The organism is Rheinheimera maricola, from assembly GCF_016918075.2.
GTDB lineage: Bacteria > Pseudomonadota > Gammaproteobacteria > Enterobacterales > Alteromonadaceae > Alishewanella > Alishewanella maricola_A.
This window is the reverse complement of record NZ_JAERPS020000002.1, coordinates 113,429-128,601: the sequence shown is the minus strand read 5'-3', so window position 1 is coordinate 128,601 and position 15,173 is coordinate 113,429. Positions and strand designations below refer to the sequence as shown.

12 protein-coding genes are annotated in these 15,173 nt (G+C 48.4%); 11 read left to right on the top strand and 1 reads right to left on the bottom strand.

Annotation, left to right across the window (positions count from 1 at the left end; genetic code table 11):
- Nucleotides 1-8: 8 nt before the first annotated feature.
- From metF to argH, 7 genes are all read left to right on the top strand, one after another.
- Complete coding sequence (gene metF / locus I4W93_RS06280; protein WP_205309385.1) at nt 9-908, top strand: methylenetetrahydrofolate reductase; 900 nt, start codon at nt 9-11, stop codon at nt 906-908.
- A 141-nt stretch (nt 909-1,049) separates the two neighbouring features.
- The gene (locus I4W93_RS06275) at nt 1,050-4,034 is read left to right on the top strand and encodes a ligand-binding sensor domain-containing diguanylate cyclase (protein ID WP_224673302.1); all 2,985 of its coding nucleotides are present in this window, start codon (nt 1,050-1,052) and stop codon (nt 4,032-4,034) included.
- 140 nt (nt 4,035-4,174) lie between these two features.
- Complete coding sequence (gene argC / locus I4W93_RS06270) at nt 4,175-5,215, top strand: N-acetyl-gamma-glutamyl-phosphate reductase (protein WP_205309384.1); 1,041 nt, start codon at nt 4,175-4,177, stop codon at nt 5,213-5,215.
- Nucleotides 5,208-5,978 carry an acetylglutamate kinase gene (gene argB / locus I4W93_RS06265; protein WP_205309383.1) on the top strand — a complete coding sequence of 257 codons (771 nt, stop codon included), beginning with the start codon at nt 5,208-5,210 and terminating at the stop codon, nt 5,976-5,978. Before argC ends, argB begins: the two co-directional genes overlap by 8 nt.
- A gap of 43 nt (nt 5,979-6,021) precedes the next feature.
- A complete protein-coding gene (locus tag I4W93_RS06260) occupies nt 6,022-6,936 on the top strand; it encodes an ornithine carbamoyltransferase (protein WP_205309382.1) in 915 nt (304 codons plus the stop codon).
- A gap of 7 nt (nt 6,937-6,943) precedes the next feature.
- Complete coding sequence (locus I4W93_RS06255; RefSeq protein WP_205309381.1) at nt 6,944-8,152, top strand: argininosuccinate synthase; 1,209 nt, start codon at nt 6,944-6,946, stop codon at nt 8,150-8,152.
- A 5-nt stretch (nt 8,153-8,157) separates the two neighbouring features.
- The gene (argH, locus tag I4W93_RS06250) at nt 8,158-9,537 is read left to right on the top strand and encodes an argininosuccinate lyase (protein WP_205309380.1); all 1,380 of its coding nucleotides are present in this window, start codon (nt 8,158-8,160) and stop codon (nt 9,535-9,537) included.
- 46 nt (nt 9,538-9,583) lie between these two features.
- Here the strand turns inward: argH and I4W93_RS06245 are convergent, their stop codons facing one another.
- Nucleotides 9,584-12,154: a penicillin-binding protein 1A gene (locus I4W93_RS06245; protein WP_224673301.1), complete on the bottom strand. Its 2,571-nt coding sequence runs from the start codon at nt 12,152-12,154 to the stop codon at nt 9,584-9,586.
- A 213-nt stretch (nt 12,155-12,367) separates the two neighbouring features.
- Between I4W93_RS06245 and I4W93_RS06240 the strand changes: the two genes are divergently transcribed.
- The 4 genes from I4W93_RS06240 to I4W93_RS06225 are packed head-to-tail and all read left to right on the top strand — an operon-like array spanning nt 12,368 to nt 15,160.
- A complete protein-coding gene (locus tag I4W93_RS06240; protein ID WP_205309378.1) occupies nt 12,368-13,447 on the top strand; it encodes a pilus assembly protein PilM in 1,080 nt (359 codons plus the stop codon).
- Nucleotides 13,435-14,031, top strand: coding sequence for a PilN domain-containing protein (locus I4W93_RS06235; RefSeq protein ID WP_205309377.1), 597 nt, complete (start codon nt 13,435-13,437; stop codon nt 14,029-14,031). The genes I4W93_RS06240 and I4W93_RS06235 overlap by 13 nt, the downstream gene beginning before the upstream one ends.
- On the top strand, nt 14,028-14,627 hold the full coding sequence (locus I4W93_RS06230; RefSeq protein WP_205309376.1) for a type IV pilus inner membrane component PilO: 600 nt from the start codon (nt 14,028-14,030) through the stop codon (nt 14,625-14,627). The genes I4W93_RS06235 and I4W93_RS06230 overlap by 4 nt, the downstream gene beginning before the upstream one ends.
- Nucleotides 14,624-15,160 carry a pilus assembly protein PilP gene (locus tag I4W93_RS06225; protein ID WP_205309375.1) on the top strand — a complete coding sequence of 179 codons (537 nt, stop codon included), beginning with the start codon at nt 14,624-14,626 and terminating at the stop codon, nt 15,158-15,160. The genes I4W93_RS06230 and I4W93_RS06225 overlap by 4 nt, the downstream gene beginning before the upstream one ends.
- The last annotated feature ends 13 nt before the right edge of the window (nt 15,161-15,173 follow it).

Below are 15,173 nucleotides of genomic sequence, written 5' to 3'. Positions count from 1 at the left end.
GAGTCGTTATGGCATTTGCAAATGCACAATATTTAGAAGCAATAAACCGTAACCTGCAGGATGTGGAAGGCAAGGTTAACGTCAGTTTTGAGTTTTTTCCGCCAAAAACGCCGCAGATGGAGCAAACGCTGTGGCAATCGATAGAACGGCTAGCGCCGCTGGCACCGTCTTTTGTCTCGGTAACCTACGGTGCTAATTCCGGCGAGCGAGACCGTACACATGACATTATAAAATCGATTAAGCAGCGCACCGGTTTAATTGCGGCACCGCATTTAACCTGCGTTGATGCGAGCAAAGACGATTTAATTGCAATTGCCAAAGACTATTGGCAAAACGGTATTCGCCATATCGTCGCACTGCGTGGCGATTTGCCGCCCGGCAGCACGTCTAAACCTGACCTGTATGCAGCAGATTTGGTGGAAATACTGCGCTCTGTGGCCGATTTTGATATCTCGGTAGCGGCCTATCCGGAAGTGCACCCGGAAGCGCCGAATGCGCAATTTGATTTGCTGAATTTAAAACGTAAGGCCGATGCCGGTGCATCTCGCGCTATTACGCAGTTTTTCTTTGATACGGAAAAGTTTCTGCGCTACCGCGATCGTTGTGCAGCCATTGGTATTGATGTGGACATTATTCCGGGTATTTTGCCGGTAACCAATTTCCAGCAACTGAGGAAATTTGCCGGCCTTACCAATGTGGCCGTACCTCAGTGGATGCACAAAGCCTATGAAGGCCTGGACAATGACGCTACCACGCGCAACCTGGTGGCCGCAAATATTGCTATGGAGATGGTAAAAGTGCTTAGCCGTGAGGGCGTAGATCATTTCCATTTTTACACCCTTAACCGCAGCGAGCTTAGCTATGCGATCTGTCATTTACTGGGTGTGCGACCTCAACTAGCGCTGTAACGCAGTATGGCAACGCCTGCCCAAGGCAGGCACTACTATATGGTTATCGACTTTAGTTACGCTTGGCGGCGACTGAAAATTAAGCTACTCTGGTCCGTGGTGGTGCTTTAGCATTTGCTTATTGAGCTAGGACAGAGTGATATGCATTGGATTATAAACTGGCGCTGTACTGTCAGTTGCAGTAGTTACCTTATGCTATACCCAGCGTTGTTCACATTAATGCTGATAACCAGCATTGATGCCACTGCCGAACCTGCGATAAAATTATCCAACTACTTTCAGGAAAGCTGGACCACCCGCGACGGTTTGCCACACAACACCATAAACAGTATCAATCAAAGTGATGACGGCTATCTTTGGGTGGCTACCTGGGAAGGTTTGGCACGCTTTAACGGCCGCAATTTCGCTCTTAAAGGACGCGGAACTGACACCGGATTACCAGACTCGGGTGTTCGTGCTATTCACCAGGACAATGACGGTGCTTTATTGGTGGTTGGCTCACGTGGCGGTTTTGTGCGACGTTCAACTACAGGTTGGCGGCATTGGCCACAATTGAATGTGCTGCTAAATGATGTAAAGCAGGACCAGCACGGTGGTTACTGGCTGGCCAGTGAAGGGCAAGGGCTGTTTTATCAGCAGGCTGATGGTAGCCGGTTGCATTTTACCAGTGAGCAGGGCTTACCCAGTGACATAGTGCATTCATTATTAGTCGATCCAGCCGGTCGCGTATGGATCGGCTCTGGCCGTGGATTGGCAGTTATTTATCCCGATACCCCGACAACTATCCACACTATCCCCGATATTCCGCCAGTTCCGGTTTTTGCCTTGTTGCAACGCGACGATACAGTATTAGTCGGCACGGAGCGTGGGTTATATCAGTGGCAAAACGGTCAAAGCCATTTGGTTCAACCAGAGTTGTCTGAGCAGCCAGTGTCAGCATTGCTGCTGCGCAACAATGAACTTTGGCTGGGTACCACGGACCGGGGGCTGCTACGTTTGACTGACGGTGTGCTGGAGCAACTTACGATTGACGGAGGCTTACCCAACAACCGCATTTTATCCTTGTATCAAGACCGGGAAAACAGTATTTGGGTTGGTACTAATGGCGGTTTATTTCGCTTACGCGAAGCTCCTTTTGTGACTTACACCGCAGAGCGTGGATTAGCTGGTGATTATACACGGGCAGTCCTGGCGCACAGTGATGGAAGTATTTGGGTTGGCAGTAGTCAGGGGTTAAGTCGGATAGTAGGCCAAACAATAGAGCGCTTAGATATATCAGCATATAGCCGCGGTCAATCTGTGTTGAGTTTAAGTGAAACGGCTGATGGCAGTGTCTGGATTGGCACCTATACCGATGGCGCTTTATTGTGGCGCGATGGAAAAATAGTGCAAAAGTTACAGCGTGACAATGGCCTGTTAGCAAATGAAGTTCGTGCCGTGTTGCCATTAACTGACGGAGTTTGGGTTGGTACGGCGCAGGGACTGAATTTTGTTACCAAAGACGCAACTAAGGCATACGGTACAGAGCATGGTTTACCCGCCCTCTTTATTATGGCGCTGTATCAACACAGTGATGGGCGATTATTCATTGGTACCGGTGGCGGCGTAGCCATTATGCAAACAGATGGTAGCATTACAGCATTGGATTTTAGTGCGCTTGATGGGGCTGAGTATGCGTTTGGTTTTACACCAGATCCGCAGCAAAACTTGTTGTGGATGACCACCGACCGAGGTTTGGTTGCTTATCATTTTGCTGACGGACGGCTGAGTATGCTCGGTCGCAAAGTAGGTTTGCCGTTCGACAAGTTATTCCAAGCGGTGCTGGATGTTAACCATAATTTGTGGATTAGCAGCAACCGCGGCATATTGCGGCTAGAGCGCGATAATCTTGCGGGTGTGCTAAGTGGTTTGCAGCAGGAGTTGCACTACGAGCTATTTGGCGAAAGTGACGGCATGCAAAGTGCGCAAGCAAACGGCGGCTCTATGGCGGCAGCAACGTTAGCACAAGACGGTACGGTGTGGTTTGCTACCTCTAAGGGGGTTAGTTGGGTACAGCCCGGAATCCTGCGACGCTTCGCCACTCATATTCCACCTGTTGTGATCGAAGGTCTTCGCGTTAACGGTGCAGAGGCTGTGCTCAGGCAAGGTATTGTTATTGCCCCTGGTGCCAATAGATTGGAGTTTGCTTTCGCTGGTTTAGGTTTCGTTATGCCACAACGTATTCAATACCGTAGCCAGCTTGTTGGTTTTGATGAAGATTGGATAGACCGTGGCAGCCACAACACTGCTGAATACACTAATTTACCGCCTGGCGATTATCAATTACGCGTTGCTGCGGCTTATCCTCAGGGCGGCTGGAGTCGGCAAGAGGCGCATGTGAACTTCACTATTTTACCCTATTACTGGCAAAGAGTGGATTTCTGGCTGGCCATTATGGCGACGATAATTTTATTAGCTTTAGCAATGTTGCGCTGGCGTTTTAATGCGTTGCAGCGTAGTGAACAGCTTCTTCGGTTGCAAGTGGCTGAAAAAACTCTGAAATTACAACAGCAAGCCGATCATTTGCAAGCTATCGATCAGGAACGGTCAGCACTGTTGACACAAATTAAGCAACAAGCACAAGAGTTTGAGCAACAAGCTAGATTGGACGCTCTGACCGGCTTACCAAATCGACGTGCTTTTGATGAAGCTTTAGCTCGGGAATGTGCACGTTCAAAGCGGAGTAACTTGCCATTGTGCCTGGTGTTGATGGATATCGATCATTTTAAACAGGTAAACGACCGCTATAGTCACAGTATCGGTGATGAGGTACTAAAGCTAGTCGCGGCAGAAATTAGTACGCAGTGCCGCCAGGACGACACCGTGTCGCGATGGGGCGGTGAAGAGTTTGCCTTACTGCTACCCAATACAGACATTGTAGTGGCACAGGATATTTGTGAACGCATCCGTAAAGCTGTTATGCAAATTGACTGCTCTGCTTTTGCTGCAGGTTTGCATATTAGTATCAGTCTGGGAGTTGCACAGTTTGCTGGTGAAGTACCACACGATAAATTGCTGTCACGTTCCGACAGTGCACTGTATCAAGCTAAGCAAAGTGGTCGCAACAGGGTAGATGTAGCGCTGTGATAAAACGGTCAGAAACCTAGGCCAAATAAAAATTCACAAAATCAGCATAATAATTCTTGAAACTGCATGGCGGCCGTTCTACACTAGCGGCTGTTTCGTGCTATACCTATACGTTATTTATTGTTCGAGAGCCGTAATCGATGTTATCAACAAACCAATCTTCTTCTTTAGTGCGCAGCATTGTATTAGGCGCCGCCGGTTACAGCGGTGCCGAGCTGGCAGTAATTTTAGCGCGTAACCCTTATTTTGAGCTGGTGGGCGCTTATGCGTCGGCCGGTCGGGCGGCAGAGCCGTTCTCGTCACTTTACCCACGTTATAAACAGCAACTGGACGTCATGGTGCAGCCGTGGACCGACGAGCTGGCTGCAGGCTTAAACGGCAAAATTGATGTGGCTTTTTTAGCCTTGCCACACGAAGCCAGTGAAGCGGTAACTCCGTTATTATTAGCGCAGGGCATAGATGTGGTGGATTTATCCGGTGCATTTCGCTTAAAGCAGCCGCAGTTATACCCACAATATTACGGCTATGAACATCAGCATCCTGAACTGTTAGAAGAGGCTGTGTATTCCTTAATGGAATGGCAGAGTACGCCATTGCCACGGTTAATTTCGGTGCCGGGCTGTTATCCCACTGCTTGTACTTTAGCGCTGTTACCACTGCTTAAAGCCGGTTTAGTGGCAGATAACTGCATTCCAGTAATTAACGCCACCAGCGGCGTATCCGGTGCCGGCCGTAAGGCTGCACTTAGCACCTCATTTTGTGAAGTTGGCTTAAATGCTTACGGCTTTTTTAAACACCGTCACCGGCCGGAGATAGAGCAAAATTTAGGCCGCAAAGTGGTATTTACGCCGCATCTGGGCAATTTTAAACGCGGCATCCTGGCCACCAGCGTCGTGACGCTGAAAGCTGGCGTATCGGCAGAGCAAGTTACTGCTGCCTTTAATAACGATTATAACGGTAAACCGTTGGTGCGCTTAGTGTCGCATTCGCCCAATGTAGCAGACGTGGCCGGTACGCCCTACTGCGATATTCACTGGCAGCAGGATGGCGAGCAACTGGTGGTAGTATCCGCTATTGATAACTTATTAAAAGGTGCAGCAGCGCAGGCCATGCAGGCGGCTAACGTGCGCTTTGGCAAACCGGAAACGGCAGGACTGTTTGCGGGGGTGAGCCATGAATAATACGCCTCTGGTACTGAAAATGGGTGGCCGCCTGTTGCAGGACGACAGCGCGCTGGATGCCTTGCTGGCAGTGTGTGCCGAATTAAAGCAACAGTACCCACTGGTGCTGGTACACGGCGGCGGCGACCAGGTTGACCAATGGCTGGCAAAGTTTGGCTTTCACACCGAAAAACTCGACGGCCAGCGTATTTCCCCGGCGGAGCAAATGCCGGTGATCGCCGGGGCCTTAGCCGGTGCGGTTAATTCGCATATGGTAGCGCGCGCCGCTTTACAGGGTTTAAAACCGGTCGGTTTAACCTTATCGGCTGGCAACAGTTGCCGCTTTGAACTTAACAGTAAATTAGGTGCAGTGGGCGTGGCTAAACCACAAGACGGCACTTTACTGCAAAATTTGCTGGCTGGCCACTTTACGCCGGTGTTCAGCTCTGTTGGCCATGGTGAGCTGGGCCAGTTATTAAATGTCAACGCCGATTTAGCTGCCGCCGCGATTTGTCAGCTGGTACAGGGGCAACTGGTGTTGCTGACCGATGTGCCGGGTATTTTAGATGGCGAAGGAAAATTGATAAGCGAGCTTAACAGTGCTGAAGCTGCAAAATTAGTGACACAAGGCGTAATTAAAGGCGGCATGAAAGTAAAACTGGATGCTGCACTGGATACCGCTCAGGCACTGCGACGAAGTATTACTGTCGCGGGCTGGCAACACCCGCAAGATCTGTTAAATCTGATGCGACAGCAAGCAGTAGGCACGCGCATCGTCTGTTAGTCCCTTAAACAAGGATGCCGCATTGGCGGCAAGTCAGCTGAAAATGAGTAAACTAAACCAATTATTGAGTCTGGCTGAATTAAGCCCGGCAACGCTGAACGATTTGCTGAATTTAGCGTTGGATGTAAAACAGCAACCGCAGAAATACACCCAGGCGCTGGCAGGTAAAAGCATCGCGCTGATTTTTGAGAAGCCCTCCTTGCGTACCCGTGTCAGTTTTGATGTCGGTATTTATAAGCTCGGTGGCCATAGTGTGTATCTGGATCAGCAAAATGGCGCTATGGGCAAACGCGAAACTGTGGCCGATTTTGGCCGCAATCTGGCCTGCTGGACTGATGCTATCGTCGCAAGGGTGTTCTCGCAGCAAACGCTGGAGCAACTGGCGCAGGCCAGTCACAAGCCAGTGATCAATGCGCTGAGCGATCTATATCATCCATGCCAGGCATTGGCGGATTTACTAGCGTTAAAAGAGCACTTTGGCGATTTAAGCCAAGTGCATCTGGCTTATGTTGGTGATGGCAATAATGTCTGTCATTCATTAATGATTGGTGCTGCGCTTAGTGGTATGAAGATGACAGTGGTTACGCCACAGGGCTTTTCACCCGATGCCCAGGTGCTGCTTAATGTACAAAAAATTGCTGCTGACACCGGTGCCGTGCTGGAGCTAAGTCCGCATTTATCCGCCGCGGCCGGCGCCGATGCTATCTATACTGATACCTGGTTGTCGATGGGCGATAAGGCTGACCCGCAGCAGATTGAGCGGGTGTTTAAACCCTATCAGATCAATACCGCCGTAATGCAGCGGCTGGCAGTAAAGTATTTTATGCACTGTTTACCGGCGCACCGTGAGCACGAAGTTACCAGCGAGGTACTCGACAGCGATGCGTCACTTGTTTTACTGCAGGCGGAAAACCGCATGCATGCCCAGAATGCCGTATTAATCAGTTTATTTGCGTGAGGACACTATGAGTATCAAAAAAGTCGTTTTAGCCTATTCCGGCGGTCTGGACACTTCGGCGATAGTGCCGTGGTTAAAAGATAACTATAACTGCGAAGTTATCGCCTTTGTTGCTAACGTTGGCCAGGGCGACGAGGAGTTGGCCGGTGTCGAGCAAAAAGCCATTAACTCCGGTGCCAGTAGTTGCTATATCGTCGATTTGCGCGAAGAGTTAGTCAAAGAAGTGATTTACCCGACGCTGAAAACCGGCGCCGTGTATGAAGGCCAGTATTTATTGGGTACCTCTATGGCGCGGCCGGTAATTGCCCGCGCTCAGGTTAAATTAGCGCTGGAGCTGGGTGCCGATGCCTTGTGTCACGGTTGTACCGGTAAAGGTAATGATCAGGTACGTTTTGAAGGCGCCTTTGCGGCGCTGGCGCCGCAGTTAACCATTATTGCCCCCTGGCGCGAGTGGCAGTTTAATTCACGCCAGTCGCTGCTGGATTACCTGGCCGAGAAAAAGGTGCCTACTACGGCATCGGCCACCAAAATTTACAGCCGCGATGCTAACCTGTGGCATATCTCGCACGAAGGCGGCGAGTTAGAAAACCCCTGGTGTGAACCGTCAGAGCAAGTATGGATGTGGACCAAATCACCGGAGCAGGCGCCTGATCATGCTGCCTATGTTGAGCTGAGCTTTGATAAAGGCGAGCTGAGCAAAATTAACGGCCACGCTGTGGCGCCGATAGCGGCTATTGAACTGTTAAACGAAATTGGCTCTGAGCATGGCGTTGGCCGCATTGATATTGTCGAGAACCGGCTGGTGGGTATGAAATCGCGCGGCTGCTATGAAACGCCAGGCGGTACTATCTTAATGGCCGCGTTAAAAGGCCTGGAAGCGCTGGTGTATGACCGCGCCTCACTGAAATACCGCGAAGAAGTCGGCCAGGAGTTTGCCCAACTGGTGTACGACGGCCGCTGGTTCACGCCGTTAAAAGATGCACTGTTGGCGGCGGCTACCGCGCTGGCTGAGCAATTAACCGGTGATGTGGTAATTAAGCTGTACAAGGGTAATGTTACCGTGGCCAAGCGTCGTTCACCTAACTCGCTGTACTCAGAAGCTTTTGCTACTTTTGAGGGCGATGAAGTGTACAACCAGAAAGATGCTGCCGGCTTTATCCGTTTGTATAGTCTGGCGAGTCGTATTCGCGCGCTGCATCAGCAACAAAAGGGTTAATTATTATGGCAATGTGGGGCGGACGTTTTCAGGAAGCAACCCTTGCTGAGTTTCGCGAGTTTAACGACTCGCTAAGCTTTGATTATTTGCTGGCACAACAGGACATTCAGGCCTCGCGTGCCTGGGCGCAGCAGTTGGCGCAGGCCGGTATTATCAGCAGCGATGAAGCGGCGCAGCTCGATGCCGGTTTAGCCGATTTAGCCGTGGCGATAGAGGCGGATGCAAAGCTGCCACTGCAAACCAGCGAGGAAGATATTCACAGTTGGGTAGAAGCGCAGTTAACGGCCAAATTGGGTGCGGTAGCGAAAAAACTGCACACCGGCCGTAGCCGTAATGATTTAGTCGCGACCGATTTACGCTTATGGAGCAAATTGAATGCACAACATGTGCGTCAGTCGTTACTGGGTGCCATTGCCGCTTTGTTAACCTTTGCTGAGCGCGCCGGAACCGCGGTAATGCCGGGTTTTACCCATTTGCAGCGGGCACAGCCGGTATTAGTGGCGCATTGGGCGCTGGCTTATGTTGAGATGTTTAAACGTGACGTTAGCCGTTTAGATGATGCTTTAGCGCGCTTAGATGTCTGTCCGCTCGGTTGTGGCGCTTTAGCTGGCACCGGAGTGGCGGTTGACCGTGAGCAACTGGCACAGCGGTTGGGGTTTGCCAGCGCAGCGCTGAATAGCCTGGATGCGGTGTCAGACCGTGACTACGTAGTAGAGTTATCTGCTGCGGCCAGTATCTGTATGACGCACTTATCGCGCTTATCTGAAGATGTCATTTTCTTTTGCTCCGGTGAAGCCGGCTTTTTTAAACTGGGCGATGCAATAAGCTCCGGCTCATCGTTAATGCCGCAAAAGAAAAACCCTGATGTGTTCGAGTTGTTGCGCGGTAAAGCCGGCCGCGTGGTGGGGCATTTGGTCGCTATTTTACACGTACTCAAAGGCTTGCCGCTGGCTTACAACAAAGATATGCAGGAAGACAAGCAGGGCTTTTTTGATCTGATGGCTACCTGGCAGCAGTCTTTGTTGGTGCTGGCAACGGTATTGCCGCATTTAAGCGTTAATGAAGCGCAGTGTCGTCTGGCGGCTGAACTCGGTTACAGCAATGCTACCGATTTGGCGGATTACCTGGTCAGTAAAGGCATGCCGTTTCGTGATGCCCATGAGGTCGTAGGTGAGCTGGTGGTGCATGCAGCGAAGCAACAACTGGCGCTGGAAGCCTTGCCACTGGCAGAGCTTACGCAGTTTAGTAAGCTGATTGGCGAGGATGTGTATCCGGCATTGCAACTTGAAGCCGGTTTGCAAAAGCGCGCCGCGCTTGGTGGCACTGCACCACAACAAGTGCTGGCAGCATTAACGGGTGCTAAACAGTGGTTTGAGCAGGCGTAGCAGCACAACGTAATACAAAATAGCCCGCAGAACATTGCGGGCTTTTTTAGAACAGTTCTACTTCATCCGTCTGCGTTTCGTCTGCTTTTTTGTTTTGAATGTCATCAAAACTTATTTGTTGAATACTATTAGTAACATACTGCGTGGGCTCGGTACCCTGTTTAAAGTACTCAAAGATACTGCTGTGATCAGTACGTCGACTTAACAAGCCAGATTGTACGTCTATACGCACAGAGGATAAGCCTGTAGGCGTGCTTTTAGCTTGCTCTGGATACAACGCAAGAGCTTTGCGCATGTATGCTTGCCAGGCTGGCAACGCTGTTCTGGCACCTGACTCAGTGCCGGCACTTTGTTGTTGGCCCATATTCGCGTGCCACAATGCCCGGCCGAGGCTGCGGTTTGCATCGTCAAAGCCAACCCATACTGTAACAGCTAAATCGGGAGTGAAGCCGGAAAACCAGGTGTCTTTGGAATCGTTGGTGGTGCCGGTCTTTGCCGAAATGTCTCGACGCTTTAAGCTCTGTAAACGCCACGCTGTGCCATTCCAGCCGGTGCCATGTTCCCAGCTACCGCCACCCCAGACACTGCTTTTCAATGCATCAGTGATTAAGAAGCTGTTTTGCTCTGAAATAACCTGCTCAGCATAATTTGACGGTATACCTAAGTCTGCCAATTCGCTCGTTGCTGAAGCATGGTCGATGCTAGTGTTATTAAGTAATTGGTCTAACTGTTGCTCTGTATCGAGCTCGGTGGTGTCAGGTATCATCTCGTCATTACTGCGCTGGTCACAGTTGCCACACGCTGCTAAAAGCGGTGTATGTTGAAAAAGCAATTCACCATCTTCAGCGACAATTTTATCGATTACGTAGGGTTGCACTAAATAGCCGCCATTGGCAAATACGGCATAACCTGTTACTAATTCTAACGGTGTTAAAGAAGCGGATCCCAGCGACAAGGTTTCATTGCGGGGTAGATCACTGGCGGTGAATCCAAAACGTTGCAGATGTGCAATCATATTGTCGATACCAACGGCACGTAACAACCTGACCGACACTACGTTCTTTGATTTCGCCAGCGCCTCGCGGACCCGGATAGGACCATCATAAACTGCAGGCGAGTTTTTCGGGCGCCATGCAATACCAGCATTGTTATCCCATTGGTGAATGGGAGCATCGTTCATTATGGTTGCCAATGTATGGCCGTGTTCTAAAGCGGCGGAATAAATGAACGGCTTAATATTTGAGCCCACTTGACGTTTAGCTTGAGTAACCCGATTGAACTGGCTCTGGCTAAAACTATAACCGCCTACCAGCGAGCGGATAGCACCGTTATGCGGATCGATAGCAACAATGGCGCTACTAGCAGAGGGAACCTGGCTTAGGCGCCATTGTTGCTGGTGTTGTCTGAGTAAAACATGCTGTCCAGGTTTTACTATGGCAAAAGCTGTTTTAGGCGCTATAGCCTGACGCTCATCTGTTATAAAGCTGCGCGCCCATTTAAGGCCATCCCAGTTAATGAGTACTTCCTGACCGCCTGCAATGATGGCTGTGGCGTTCTGACTATCAACTCTAGTGACTACAGCTGGTACTAGTTCTTCAATGCTACTTTGTTGATCCAAATAAGACAGAATTTGTTGTTTATCCAGCATTTTTTGCTGTTCAAATTGTGGTTCAGCAGAATCGTTTTCAACTAGTACTGACTGCCAAAGCTCTGCAACTGGACCCCGATAGCCGTGACGTTCGTCATAATCGTATAAGTTTTGCTGTAGTGCATTTTTTGCTTCCGCCTGCTGAGTGCTATTTATGGTCGTAAAAACGCGTAAACCGGCAGAATAAGCACTTTCCTCACCAAAACGGGCAACCATTTCTTGGCGCACCATTTCCGCTACATAAGGCGCCGATGCAGTAATCTGAGCGCCGTGTAAACGGCTGGTAACAGGCGCTGCGATGGCTTGGGCGTAAGTAGCCTTGTCGATGACGCCAGTTTCTAACATTCGGCCTAGTACAACATTACGCCTTGCCCTTGCTCTGGTTGCTGAACGCACTGGGTTTAAAGCCGATGGTGCTTTTGGTAATCCGGCAATAATTGCTATTTCATCGATAGTTAATTCATGTACTGTTTTACCAAAGTAAACCTGAGCTGCAGCGCCAACCCCGAAAGAACGCTGGCCTAATTCAATTTTATTCAGATAGAGCTCTAGGATCTGATCTTTGCTGAGTAACTGTTCGATATGAATGGCTAAAAAGATTTCTTTGATCTTTCGTATCACTTTCTTCTCACGACTAAGAAAAAAGTTGCGGGCTAACTGTTGCGTTATTGTGCTTGCGCCCTGACTAAAGTCGCCTGACGAAGCCACTACGGTGGCAGCACGGAAAATGCCAATAATGTCTATACCAGGATGTTCATAAAATCTGGTATCTTCCACCGCCAAGAATGCTGCGACTAACAAAGGCGGCATTTCGTCGAGTTTAAGTGGAATACGGCGTTTTTCACCGAATTGGGAAATGAGCTCGCCGTTAGCAGTAAACACCTGCATCGGTGTTTGTAGCCTAACGTCTTGTAAAGTAGTTACGTCAGGCAGCTCATCTTTCAGGTAAAAATAGATCGCTGCGATCACAATCAAGCCCGAAACGATCGACACCAGACTAAGAATTAAAAGTTTTTTAACCCAAGACACTGAATAACCCCAATTTTTACTCCCAATTCCTTTACAACGCTGCTAGTATATATTTATTAGCTTTAGTTTAAACGCTTTTTCTTGCCAAAAATTAGCGACTAAGCTATCAATGAGACAATTATAATCATAACTATAAGTTGGCCGCAGGAAGCTATGATAAATCGCCTGTTCAGTAAACAAACACCCATGATGGTCGGTATCGATGTCGGTGCCCACTCCGTTAAAGCGGTGCTGCTTAGTCAGCATAATGGCGTGTATAAAGTAGAAGCCGTCGCCATAGAACCAATGGCAAAAGGCGCCATGTCAGATCGCGAGATCCAGGATATAGAGGCCGTTGGTAACGTGCTCAGTAAAATCCGTAAAAAGATCCCAAGGTCTGTGAAATTTGCTGCCTCTGCCGTTTCAGGGTCAACAGTTATTAGTAAGGTCATCTTTATGGATGTCTCCTTAACTGATGCTGAACTGGAAAGTCAGATCGAGGTCGAGGCAGACACACTAATTCCATATCCGCTCAACGAAGTCAGTTTGGATTTTGAAAAGCTTGATGTAAATGAATCTGATCCTTCGAAAGTCAATGTCCTATTAAGCGCAGCAAGAACGGAAAGTATAGAAGCCCGGGTTGCTGCACTTGATGATGGTGGCTTCGCTGCTAAAGTTATTGACATTGAAAGCTATGCTTTGAGTCGTGCTGCTGAGCTTTGTCTTAAGCAGTTACCAGATGATGCGAGCAGTAAAGTCGTGGCGATGGTAGACATCGGTGCAACTATGACATTGTTGAGCATTATTGAGAACGGTAAGACTCTTTATACCCGAGATCAGGTGTTTGGCGGAGATCAATACACTCGTAGTATCCTGTCATACTACAATAAGAGTTACGAAGAAGCTGAGCTTGCCAAAGTGTCAGGTGATTTACCCCCTAATTATACGTTCGAAGTGTTAGCACCGTTTCAAACCATGTTGTTGCAACAGGTGAGGCGCGGTATTCAGATGTACCTCACCAGCAGTGGTAAAGATGCAGTAGATTATCTGGTCATTTCTGGTGGCACTGCGCTAATTGAAGGTATTGATAGATTATTAATTGACGAGTTAGGTATACATACCGTGGTCGCTAATCCTTTCAAATCGATGGAAGTAGCGACGTCAGTTGACCGTGATCAGTTGAATCGCCATTCGTCGCAATTAATGGTTGCTAGCGGTTTGGCCTTAAGGAGTTTCTCGTCATGGCATATATAAACCTATTGCCGTGGCGCGATGCAGCGCGTAAAGAGCGGCAAAAGCAATATCTCACCGTACTAACTGCAACGGCAATGTTCAGTTTTCTATTAATTTTTGTAGTCAATATGATTTACAGTGCCAGAATTGATGGCCAGATGCAGCGTAATAACTACTTGGCGAATGAAATCAAGGTATTAGATCAGCGAATAAAAGAAATTAGTATGCTGAATGACACTAAGAAAAGTTTGCAGCAACGCATGTCGCTGATCGAGCAGTTACAAGGCAGCCGTAATCTTGGCACACAGATAATGGATGAAATTGCGCAAGCTGTTCCTGCTGGTGTGTATCTTACACAGCTAGAAAAGAAAGGGACGTCATTGTTACTAGTGGGTAGAAGCGAGTCGAATAATCGCTTATCTAATTTACTTAGGGAGGCTGATGACTCTGAGCTACTTGCCAGTCCTCTGCTCGAATTTATTGAAGCGGGTAAAGACAGTGCCAGCCTGTTAAGTAATTTTAAAATGCACCTGAAAGTTGAAGGTTTTGAGGCTGTACAGGGCGAAGCCCCTGTTGCTCCTGCCGCTAAAGGAGGTGCCAAATGAGTCTAAACCTGAATTTGTCAGAAATCGATATTAACGATTTAGATTTTGAAAACATGGGCTCTTGGCCTTTGGTGGTCAAACTCATATTTGCAGCTATATTAGCCATTATGGTGTCAGCGCTTACTTATTTTTTATTAGTAGATAGTAAAATTGACGAACTAGCTGTTGCGCAGAACAAGGAAATAGAGCTGCGTCAGGTATATCGGACTAAATATGCTTCTGCCGTTAATTTGGATTTATATAAACAGCAAATGCTTGAAATGGAACAAACGTTCTCATTTTTATTAAAGCAATTACCTACAACTCACGAAACACCGGGTTTGTTGGATGATATAACCTATGTTGGTACTACTAGCGGTTTGACGTTTATCCGCATCAATTGGGAACCAGAAATAGAAAAAGAATTCTATACTGAGTTACCTATCAAGATAGAAGTAGTTGGGGATTACCACCAATTTGGCAATTTTGTTAGTGAAGTGGCAAAGTTGCCACGAATAGTAAGTTTGCATGATTTTGCTATTGCGGCGGAAGGAAATGATCGCTTACGTTTTAATGTTGTGGCAAAAACGTATCGGTATAAGGAGGTTCAGCAATGATTAGGCCTCTTACTGCTTTAGCTTTAACTCTAATGCTTTGCGGATGTTTCGACGATTTAAGTGGCGTGCAGCAACATATTGCAGATGTCAAAGCTACTACTAAAGCGAGGGTTGAACCTTTACCGGAAGTTAAAGAGTTTGTCCATGTACCTTACCGTTCGCAGGACGTCCGCAGTCCTTTTTCTGCGCCAACTCCCGAGGCACTACAAGATAAATTTTTACAAGTACAGGATTGTTTGCATCCTGATCCGAGGCGCAGAAAGGAGCCATTAGAGAAATATGCGCTGGATAACCTAAAGATGCGTGGTACTTTGGGCGATACAGGAAATATATGGGCGCTGATTGAAGCTTCAGACCAAACCTTGCATAGGGTAACCTTGAATAATCATGCAGGGTTATTTCACGGTAGGGTGATAAATGTAGAACCAACTCATATAGAGTTGCTTGAACTCATTCCCGACGGCGCAGGTTGCTGGAAAGAACGGACAACCATGTTACAGATGACTGACGCGTCATCAGTAGCTAGTAATTGATAGGTATGCGAGT

Bases quoted from the DNA above. Each gene is read 5' to 3' on its own strand.
- I4W93_RS06240 (WP_205309378.1), top strand. From the start codon at position 12,368: ATGATAAATCGCCTGTTCAGTAAACAAACACCCATGATGGTCGGTATC.
- argB (WP_205309383.1), top strand. From the start codon at position 5,208: ATGAATAATACGCCTCTGGTACTGAAAATGGGTGGCCGCCTGTTGCAG.
- I4W93_RS06255 (WP_205309381.1), top strand. From the start codon at position 6,944: ATGAGTATCAAAAAAGTCGTTTTAGCCTATTCCGGCGGTCTGGACACT.
- argC (WP_205309384.1), top strand. From the start codon at position 4,175: ATGTTATCAACAAACCAATCTTCTTCTTTAGTGCGCAGCATTGTATTA.
- I4W93_RS06260 (WP_205309382.1), top strand. From the start codon at position 6,022: ATGAGTAAACTAAACCAATTATTGAGTCTGGCTGAATTAAGCCCGGCA.
- argH (WP_205309380.1), top strand. From the start codon at position 8,158: ATGGCAATGTGGGGCGGACGTTTTCAGGAAGCAACCCTTGCTGAGTTT.
- I4W93_RS06230 (WP_205309376.1), top strand. From the start codon at position 14,028: ATGAGTCTAAACCTGAATTTGTCAGAAATCGATATTAACGATTTAGAT.
- metF (WP_205309385.1), top strand. From the start codon at position 9: ATGGCATTTGCAAATGCACAATATTTAGAAGCAATAAACCGTAACCTG.
- I4W93_RS06225 (WP_205309375.1), top strand. From the start codon at position 14,624: ATGATTAGGCCTCTTACTGCTTTAGCTTTAACTCTAATGCTTTGCGGA.
- I4W93_RS06275 (WP_224673302.1), top strand. From the start codon at position 1,050: ATGCATTGGATTATAAACTGGCGCTGTACTGTCAGTTGCAGTAGTTAC.
- I4W93_RS06235 (WP_205309377.1), top strand. From the start codon at position 13,435: ATGGCATATATAAACCTATTGCCGTGGCGCGATGCAGCGCGTAAAGAG.